General features: G+C 70.4%; 7 protein-coding genes. 4 read left to right on the forward strand and 3 right to left on the reverse strand.

Going from position 1 to position 8742, the window contains the following annotated elements:
• Positions 1 to 52: 52 nt before the first annotated feature.
• Complete coding sequence (locus tag AB0F72_RS36960) at positions 53 to 2446, forward strand: PAS domain S-box protein (RefSeq protein WP_360441972.1); 2394 nt, start codon at positions 53 to 55, stop codon at positions 2444 to 2446.
• A 17-nt stretch (positions 2447 to 2463) separates the two neighbouring features.
• The gene (locus tag AB0F72_RS36965) at positions 2464 to 4572 is read left to right on the forward strand and encodes a glycoside hydrolase family 15 protein (RefSeq protein WP_360441974.1); all 2109 of its coding nucleotides are present in this window, start codon (positions 2464 to 2466) and stop codon (positions 4570 to 4572) included.
• Here the strand turns inward: AB0F72_RS36965 and AB0F72_RS36970 are convergent.
• A complete protein-coding gene (locus AB0F72_RS36970) occupies positions 4550 to 5014 on the reverse strand; it encodes a hypothetical protein (RefSeq protein WP_360441976.1) in 465 nt (154 codons plus the stop codon). The two genes, AB0F72_RS36965 and AB0F72_RS36970, sit on opposite strands and share 23 nt — an antisense overlap.
• 85 nt (positions 5015 to 5099) lie before the next feature.
• On the opposite strand from AB0F72_RS36970, the gene AB0F72_RS36975 reads away from it, so the two are divergent.
• Positions 5100 to 5903: an SAM-dependent methyltransferase gene (locus tag AB0F72_RS36975; protein WP_360441979.1), complete on the forward strand. Its 804-nt coding sequence runs from the start codon at positions 5100 to 5102 to the stop codon at positions 5901 to 5903.
• On the opposite strand, the gene AB0F72_RS36980 is transcribed toward AB0F72_RS36975, so the two are convergent.
• Positions 5890 to 6228 carry a cupin domain-containing protein gene (locus AB0F72_RS36980; protein WP_360441982.1) on the reverse strand — a complete coding sequence of 113 codons (339 nt, stop codon included), beginning with the start codon at positions 6226 to 6228 and terminating at the stop codon, positions 5890 to 5892. The two genes, AB0F72_RS36975 and AB0F72_RS36980, sit on opposite strands and share 14 nt — an antisense overlap.
• Positions 6229 to 6363: 135 nt before the next feature.
• Here AB0F72_RS36980 and AB0F72_RS36985 point away from each other — a divergent pair, with 135 nt between their 5' ends.
• Positions 6364 to 7464: a sporulation protein gene (locus AB0F72_RS36985; protein ID WP_360441985.1), complete on the forward strand. Its 1101-nt coding sequence runs from the start codon at positions 6364 to 6366 to the stop codon at positions 7462 to 7464.
• 229 nt (positions 7465 to 7693) lie between these two features.
• Here AB0F72_RS36985 and AB0F72_RS36990 read toward each other — a convergent pair whose 3' ends face one another.
• Positions 7694 to 8299 (reverse strand): hypothetical protein, encoded by a 606-nt coding sequence (locus AB0F72_RS36990; RefSeq protein ID WP_360441988.1) that lies wholly within the window; start codon positions 8297 to 8299, stop codon positions 7694 to 7696.
• Positions 8300 to 8742: the final 443 nt, after the last annotated feature.

Raw genomic sequence — 8742 nt, forward strand, 5'->3', positions numbered from 1 at the left:
TCCCCATAACCGGAATATCCGTAAAAAGGTATTTTCGGGGAGGGAGGGATCGGTGGATTTCCGCGAGATCCCGGGGCTCCTGCTCGACACCGCCCCGGACGCGATCGTCGTCAGCCGCTCGGACGGCGTGATCACGCTGGCCAACCGCCGGGCGCACGACATGTTCGGCTATCCCGCCGGCGCGCTCGTCGGCCGTGCCGTCGACGACCTGGTTCCCGAGGACGTCCGGCCGCGGCATCCGGCGCAGCGGTCCGCGTACCTCGCCGGTGATCAGCCGCCGCTGCGCCGGCTCCCGCTGCGCGGCCTGCGCCGTGACGGCAGCGTCTTCCCCGTCGAGATCTCCCTCTCCGCGGTCAGCACGTCCGGGGCCGAGACGTACGTGACCTCGGTGCTCCGTGACGACACGGCGCAACGGGAGGTGGCGCGGACCAGGGCGCTGCTCGCCTCGGTCGTGCAGTCCTCGCACGACGCGATCGTCACGACGGACCTGGACGGTGTGGTGCTGTCCTGGAATCCCGGCGCCGAGATGCTCTACGGGTACCCGGCCGCCGACATGATCGGCCGGACCGTCGACATGATCATTCCGGACGAGCGGCGCAGCGACGAGGAGCAGATCCGGCTGCTGGTCCGTCTCGGCGGGCGGGTCGACAGGTACCGCAGCATCCGGCTGACCGCGAAGAACGAGCAGATCTCGGTCTCCACGCTGATCTCGCCGCTGCTCGACGAGCACGGCAACATGATCGGCACGACCACGATCACCCGCGACATCAGCGACCGGGAACGGGCCGAGGCCCGGGTGCAGGCGATCCTCGACGCGGCACCGGACGCGATGCTCGGCGTCGCCGAGTCCGGCGAGGTGGTGCTGGTCAACGCGGAGGCGGAGCGGCTCTTCGACCGCCCCCGTTACGACCTGCTGCACATGCCGCTGCCGCAGCTGCTGCCCGACGGGCTGCCGCCGGTCTCGGCCGTGCTGCGCACCGGCGGGGACAGCACGCCGCTGGACACCGAGCGGGCCGATGACACCCTCGACGGCAGCGCCCCCGCCGAGGACGGTCGCGCCCCCGCCGAGGACGGCAACGCCCTCGCCGAGGACGGTAACGCCCTTGCCGAGCCCGGTGACCAGCGTTGGGCCACCCGGCGGGCGCTGCGCCGGGACGGGGCGGAACTGCCTGTCGACATCGCCTGCAGCTCGCTGCACACCGACAGCGGCGTCGTGATCGTCGTGGTGGTCCGGGACATCACCGAGCGCCTCGCCGCCGAGGAGGAACGGCGGCGTCTGCGCGAGGAGGCCGACCGGCAGCGCCTGGAGGCCCGGATGCAGCAGGCCCAGCGTCTGGAGAGCCTCGGCCAGCTGGCCGGCGGCATCGCCCACGACTTCAACAATCTGCTCGCGGTGATCCTCAACTACGCGTCGTTCATCGTCGAGGACGCGGCCGGCACGCCCCCGGCGGCCGACGCCGAGCAGATCGCCCGGGCCGCCCGGCGGGGCAGCGACCTCACCCACCAGTTGCTCGCCTTCGCCCGGCGCGAGGTGATCCGGCCCCGGCCGCTGAACCTGAACGTCGTGGTCACCGAGGTGCACCAGATGCTGAAGCGGTCGCTGGGGGAGCACATCGCGCTGACCGTGCGCACCACGGCCGGCCTGCCGTCGGTGATGGCCGATCCGGGTCAGCTGGAACAGGTGCTGGTGAACCTGGCCGTCAACGCCCGCGACGCGATGCCCACCGGTGGCCGTCTCACCATCGACACCGCGCCGGTGCAGGTGGACGCGGAGTACGCCGCCCGGCTCGGCCTGAAGATCGGCTCCTACGTGCGTCTGCGCGTCTCGGACACCGGCACCGGCATGCCCCGCGACGTGATCGACAAGGCGTTCGAGCCGTTCTTCACGACCAAGCCCAGTGGGCAGGGCACCGGCCTGGGGCTGGCCACCGTCTACGGCATCGTCACCCAGGCCGGCGGGACCGTGCAGATCTACTCCGAGGCGGGGATCGGCACCACCTTCACGATCCTGTTGCCGGCCACCGACATGGAGGCGCGGGAGAGCGCGCCGGAGGATTCGGCGGAGGGGCTGAGCGGGCACGGCGCGACGGTTCTGGTGGTGGAGGACGAGGCGGCGCTGCGGGAGGTGACCAGCCGGATCCTGCGGCGCGGCGGGTACACGGTCCTGGTGGCGGGCAGCGGTGACGAGGCGTTGCGGCTGGCCGCGGAGCACGCGATCGACGTGCTGCTCACCGACGTGATCATGCCGGGGATGCTGGGGCGGGACCTGGCGAGCGCGATCCACCGCAGCTCGCCGGGGACGAAGGTGCTCTTCATGTCCGGTTATGCCCAGCCGGTGCTGACCACGCACGGCACCCTGTCGGCGGACGTGCACCTGCTCGAGAAGCCATTCACGAGTGCCGAATTGATGCGGGCGCTGCACGAGGAGCTTCAAGCCCGCCCCTGAGGGGTAGTGCGCTCGTCATGGCGTACCGGAAAGTGGCGGCCGCGTTGCTCGCGGTGATCATCGGCCTGGACCCCATCGGTGCCCGGCCCACGCGGGCGGACCCTCCGGGGCCCGCCGGTCCGGCGCCCGGCGCGCCGGGCAAGGACCAGCAGTATCTGCCGGCCGACAAGGCCGGCCTCCTGACCTCGGCCGGGACGCGCAGCAAGGTGTGGGTCACCCTGCAGCGCGGCGGCGGCATCGGGGAGATCTTCTACCCCGATCTGGGTACGCCCAGTGCCCGCGCCCTGCAGTTCCAGGTGACCGGCCCATCCGGCGCCGCCCGGATGCCCCCGCCGTCCACGGAGCTGACCAGCGATCGCAGCCTGGGGTACCGGCAGACCTGGGCGGACCCGGCCGGCGGGTGGCGGCTGACCGCCGACTACACGGTCGCCCCGGACGCCGCGGTGCTGCTGGTGAAGCTGCGGTTCACCGGACCTGGGCACCGGCTCTACGCGATCTACGACCCGGCGCTGAACAACAGTCGTAGTGGCGATTCCGGCCGTACCGAGGGCACCGCGCTGATCGCCACCGACGGGCCGGTGACCAGCGCGCTCGTCGCGTCACCGGCGTTCACGGCCACCTCCAGCGGCTTCGCCGGGACCAGTGACGGGTGGACCGACCTGGCCGACGGCCGGATGGACTGGAGGTACACGTCGGCGGGAGCGGGCAACCTCGTGCAGACCGCGGCGGTCGCCCCGGACGCGACGGTGGCTCTCGGGTTCGGGTCGTCTGCGCTTCGGGACGCTTCGGCCGTACTCAAGCGGGGTTTTGCCGGTGTTGATCGGTCCTATGCGCGCGGATGGGGCAACTATCTGCGGACGCTGAGCCGCCCGCCGGCCGTTGCTGATCGGCGGCTCTGGCAGGTGTCCGCGATGATCCTGGCGGCCAGCGAGGACAAGACGCATCGAGGCGCCTACATCGCCGCGCCGGCCGCGCCGTGGGCGTTCGGGCGGGACGACCCGTCCGGTCCCTACCACCTGATCTGGGCGCGTGACCTGTACCAGATCGCCACCGGGCTGCTGGCCGCCGGCGATCGGGCCGGCGCCGAGCGGGCCGTCGACTATCTCTTCGGGGTGCAGCAGAAGCCCGACGGGTCGTTCCCGCAGAACTCCCGGCTGGACGGCACACCGGTGTGGGAGGGGCTGCAGCTCGACGAGGTGGCGCTGCCGATCGTCCTGGCCCACCAGCTGAACCGCACCTCGGCGTGGCCGGGCGTGAAGAAGGCCGCCGATTTCCTGACCGGTTATGACCAGGCGCCGAACAGTCCGCAGGACCGCTGGGAGAACCAGTCCGGATATTCACCGGCCACCATCGCCGCGTCGATCGCCGGGCTGGTGTGCGCGGCGTCGATGGCACGTGCGGCGGGCGACGACGCGGCCTCGGCCCGCTACCTGGCGACGGCCGACGAGTGGCAGAAGAACGTGAAGACGTGGACGGTCACCAGCACCGGGCCCTACTCGGACAAGCCCTACTTCCTGCGGCTGACCAAGGACGGGCAGCCCGACAGGGGCACCACCTACGATATCGGCGACAGCGGCCCGTCCGGTGTCGATCAGCGCCGGGTGGTCGATCCGGGCTTCCTGGAGCTGGTCCGGCTGGGCGTGCTGCCGGCCGCTGACCCGGTCTTCGCGGACAGCCTCGAGGTGGTCGACGAGCAGCTCGGCGTGCCGGTCCGGGGCGGGATGTACTGGTACCGGGCCTCGTTCGACGGCTACGGCGAGAAGGCCGACGGCAGCCAGTGGGACTACCCGCTGCCGGCTGACTCGCGGATCACCCGTGGCCGATTGTGGCCGCTGCTCAACGGGGAGCGCGGTGAGTACGCGATCGCGGCCGGCTCGCTGCGGGAGGCGCGGCAGCAGCTCCGGCTGATGACGCGGGCGGCCGGGCCGTCGCTGGTGCTGCCCGAGCAGGTGTGGGACCGCCAGCCGCCGTACCGGCCGGTCGGCACACCGACCACCTCGGCCACGCCGCTGACCTGGACACACGCTCAGTACCTGCGGCTCGCCGGGAACGTGGCGGCCGGCCGGATCGTGGAGCAGCCGGGGGTGGTGGCGGAGCGGTACCTTACGACATCGCGGACAGGATGATCCCGATGCAGCCGCAGCCCAGCAGCACGATCGCGAGCACCAGCAGGGCCACCGCGGCGGCCAGCCCGGGATAGCGCTGCGGCGGCACACCCAGGTTGCCGTGCAGGAACGACAGCAGGGGCGCACGGTACTCCAGCTCGACCGTGCGCCCGGAGACCGCGAGCACCGTGGTCTCCGCGACGCCGATCCGGGACGGCATCAGGTAGGGGACGTGGACGTGCACGTGGTGCTGGCCGAGCGCCACCGACGTGACGACCCGGCCCCAGTTCGCCGGCACCGGCTGCCCGTCGATCTCCAGGACCGGGACGAACATGGCGAGCAGGAACGCGAGCGGTGCGTACCGCATCGTCACGGCGATCGCGGAACCACCGTTACCGTGCGCCGTGTCGTCCGGCGGGAAGCCGGGCAGGACCGGTCGGTAGGGCGGTGCTTGCGTGGCCACGACGCAGGATAAGCCGGAAACCGAAGGCCTATCAATGTCCGATGTGGACCCCGCGAGTCTGATGGATGTCGATAGAATGCGGCGCATGAATCCGAGCACGCCGGGCCCCGTCGTTGATGAGAAGACCGTCTCGCCGGCCCGCCGGTGGAACTACTGGCTCGGTGGCAAGGACCACTTCCAGGTCGACCGGGAGTCCGGCGACCGGATAGCCGCGGCGTACCCGGCGGTCCGCACCGCCGCCCAGCAGGGCCGCGCCTTCCACAACCGAGCCATCCGCTATCTGGCCGGCGAGGCCGGGATCCGGCAGTTCCTGGACATCGGCACCGGCCTGCCCGCACCGGACAACACGCACGAGGTGGCCCAGTCCCTGCACCCGGCGAGCAAGGTCGTCTACGTCGACAACGACCCGATGGTGCTCGCGCACGCCCGCGCCCTGATGAGCGGGGGCAGCACGACGTTCGTGCACGGCGACCTGAACGAACCGGGCGCGATCCTCACCGCCGACGAGCTGCGCGACACGCTCGATCTCAGCCGGCCGGTCGCGATCCTGCTGATCGCCGTCCTGCACTTCATCCCGGACGACGACAAGGCCCGCGCGGTGGTCCGCGAGCTGGTCGACGCGGCGGTGCCGGGGAGTTACCTGGTGGCGACGAACTCGACCAAGGACTTCGTGCCGCCGCACGTCGCCGCGGTCTACGACCAGATGCTGGCCGCCGGGCAGGTCGACGCCTGGCCGCGCGACAAGGACACGTTCGCGAGCTTCTTCGACGGCCTCGAGCTGGTCGACCCGGGCGCCGTGGCGATCAGCGAGTGGCGGCCCGGCTCCGGCGACCACCCGGCGGCCGCCGAGGTGTCGATGTACGGTGCGATCGGCCTCAAGCCCCGGTGATGTAGACCTTGCGCAGCGGCTCGTCGACGTGCCACACGGTTTTCGTGCCGGCGGCGAGCCGCACCAGGTCACCCGCGTTGATCTCGAACTTCGCGCCGTCCGCCAGCTCGATCACGCCGTGCCCGGAGAGCAGCAGGAAAACTTCTTCCGCCTCGACGTCGCGGACCGCTCCGGAACTCATCTCCCAGACGCCGACCTCGACGCCGCTGATCCCGGTGACCGAAACTGATCCCGTGGTCGGCGTCCCGCTGACGATCACCGAGGGGTCGGCGGGCTGATGCGGCACGAGTACCTCGGCCAGGGGAAACACGGCGACACGCTCCATGACGTTGCACCCTAGCCGTACCGTGGCTGTTCGGGTCTTTCAGGGTTTCTTCAGCCTGCATTGCTACTTTTCCGATCAAGCTGGATTTCCAAGCTGCCCGGTTTTCAGGGTGCTCTGTCGAAGCGGGAGTAAAACGTGGTCTTCAAGAAGTTGCTGGGCGCCCTCGGCGTTGGCGGGCCGAGCGTGGACACCGTGCTGTCCAACCCCAGCACCTACCCCGGCGCGCCCCTGACCGGTCAGGTCAACGTGGTCGGCGGCACTCAGGAAGCCAACATCGAGCACATCACGCTCGGTCTGGTCACCCGGATGGAGGTCGAGGGCGGCGGCGGCGACTACTCGGCGGTCGCCGACTTCTTCCGGCTCACCGTGAGCGGGCCGATGCGCCTCGCGCCCGGCCAGCAGCTCTCCATCCCGTTCCAGATCGACATGCCGTGGGAGACGCCGATCACCACGGTCTACGGCCAGACCCTGCGCGGCATGGTGATGGGCGTCCGCACCGAGGTGGCCATCGCCCGCGCCGTCGACAAGGGCGACCTGGACGCGGTGCACGTGCACCCGCTGCCGATCCAGCAGAAGATCCTGGACGCGTTCTCCCAGCTCGGCTTTCGCTTCAAGTCCGCCGACCTGGAGCACGGCCAGATCTACGGCGTGCACCAGACGCTGCCGTTCTACCAGGAGATCGAGTTCTACCCGCCGCAGCAGTACGCGCACGGCATCAACGAGGTCGAGCTGACGTTCGTCACCAGCCCGCACCAGGTCGAGGTCGTCCTCGAGTTCGACAAGCGCGGCGGCCTCTTCACCCAGGGCCACGACACCTACGGCCGCTACACGGTCCAGCACCAGGACGCCGACACCACCGACTGGCGCGCCGTCGTCGACGGCTGGGTCCGCCAGGCCCTGGACAAGCGCAAGTCGATGCCGGGCTTCGGCGCGGTGGGCGGTTTCGGTCAGCCGGGCCACGGCCAGCCGGGCTACGGCGCGCCCGGTTACCCGCCGCCCGGTTACGGTCAGCCGGGCTACGGTCAGCCCGGTTACGGCCAGCCGGGTTACGGGCACGGCCCGGGTCACCACGGCCACTACCGGCAGGGTCCCGGCCACCACGGTCACTACCGTCGCGGTCACCACGGCGGCGGCATGGGCGGCATGGCGATGGGCGTGGCGGGCGGTCTCGCCGCCGGCTACGTCGCGGGCGAGGCCTTCGACGAGATCGGCGACGCCTTCGAGGGCGAAGAGTAAGACGTTCCGAGCCGGGCGGGAGCTTTTCTCCCGCCCGGATCTTCTTTTCAGGGTCTCCTCTTCAGGGTTACGCGCTACACCTGCGCCCACCGCAGCCGAGCAGTCCCGTGACCGTCCGGCGCTGACGCCCCTTCCGCCGGCGCGACCCGCCGCCGGCCCCGGCGTCCCCGCGCGGTCCGGGCGCTGCCCCGGCGTTTCGCGCTCGTGCGGGCTGAGGCGCGGGCGGGGGTCAGAGCTCGGCGGGGGCGGACCGGCGCCTGGCCTCCGTCACGTCGGCCATCAGGGCGTCCCATCGGGGGTCTTCGCGGAAGCGGGCCAGCTGGATGGACTGGGCTGAGCGGGCTGACGTGTACTCCCACCAGGCTGCCACCCGCACCGGCCAGAGGCCGACGCGCATGGCGCCCGCGAGGAAGCAGCGGTGTGCCAGCAGGGTGGCCGCCAGCATCTCCGGCTCCAGTTCGAGATTCGGATCGTCGATCGCCTTGCCCAGCGCGCGGACGTCGCGATGCATCTCCGCGTACGAAATCAGGTTGGGCATCGCGGGAACCAGCAGGTCGTCCTCGGGATCCACGAGATCGTCGGCGTAGGCGGGGATGAACACGACGTCGTCGACCGTGATGATCAGCGGGATCGACTCGTGCTTGCGGCGCAGGTCGACCTGGACGGCGGGCGCGCCGGTGGGCACGTGCACCCAGTCGGCGTCGAGGACGTCGCGGAAGGCCAGGCGGACGGTGTCGCCGATCGCCGGCACGTGGACCGTGACCAGGCCGGGGCCGTAGGACACCTCGGTACCCGGCACCTCCTGGATCATCTCGGCGAGCTCGTCAGTGCGCATGGCCCTGGTTATACGCGGTTTAGCGTTTTCCCGCGACGACCGTAGTGACACGGGTCGCGCCGACCCTGGTTTGGCAGCCGGCCCTGGGGGCATGTAATGTTTTCCGAGCCGCCAGGGAGACGGGCGAGCGAACGGGACCCGACAGGGGCCCGGAGCGGCCGTCCTGGAGGAACCCAAGAAGTTGATCACGACTCGGTGTCGTGTAATGTTTCGTGGGTCGGTTTTCCGCATTGTTGAATTCGTTGGCTGTTCAGTTTGCAGACAAGCGGATTTGACGGGGCGGAAAACGAGGCAGTAAAGTTGAGCAAGTGCCCCGGGGGCGGGCCGCGAAAGCGGTTCGAACGATGGTGTGCGGTTGTTCTTTGAGAACTCAACAGGGTGCTTGAAAAGCCAGTGCCAATTATGGCAATACCCCGGCCTGTCCTTTGGGATGGGTTGGAGAT

The organism is Actinoplanes sp. NPDC023936, from assembly GCF_040639325.1.
Lineage (GTDB): Bacteria > Actinomycetota > Actinomycetes > Mycobacteriales > Micromonosporaceae > Actinoplanes.

Coding starts and splice junctions, on each gene's coding strand:
- AB0F72_RS36965 (WP_360441974.1), top strand. CDS start 2,464: ATGGCGTACCGGAAAGTGGCGGCCGCGTTGCTCGCGGTGATCATCGGC.
- AB0F72_RS36975 (WP_360441979.1), top strand. CDS start 5,100: ATGAATCCGAGCACGCCGGGCCCCGTCGTTGATGAGAAGACCGTCTCG.
- AB0F72_RS36980 (WP_360441982.1), bottom strand. CDS start 6,228: ATGGAGCGTGTCGCCGTGTTTCCCCTGGCCGAGGTACTCGTGCCGCAT.
- AB0F72_RS36990 (WP_360441988.1), bottom strand. CDS start 8,299: ATGCGCACTGACGAGCTCGCCGAGATGATCCAGGAGGTGCCGGGTACC.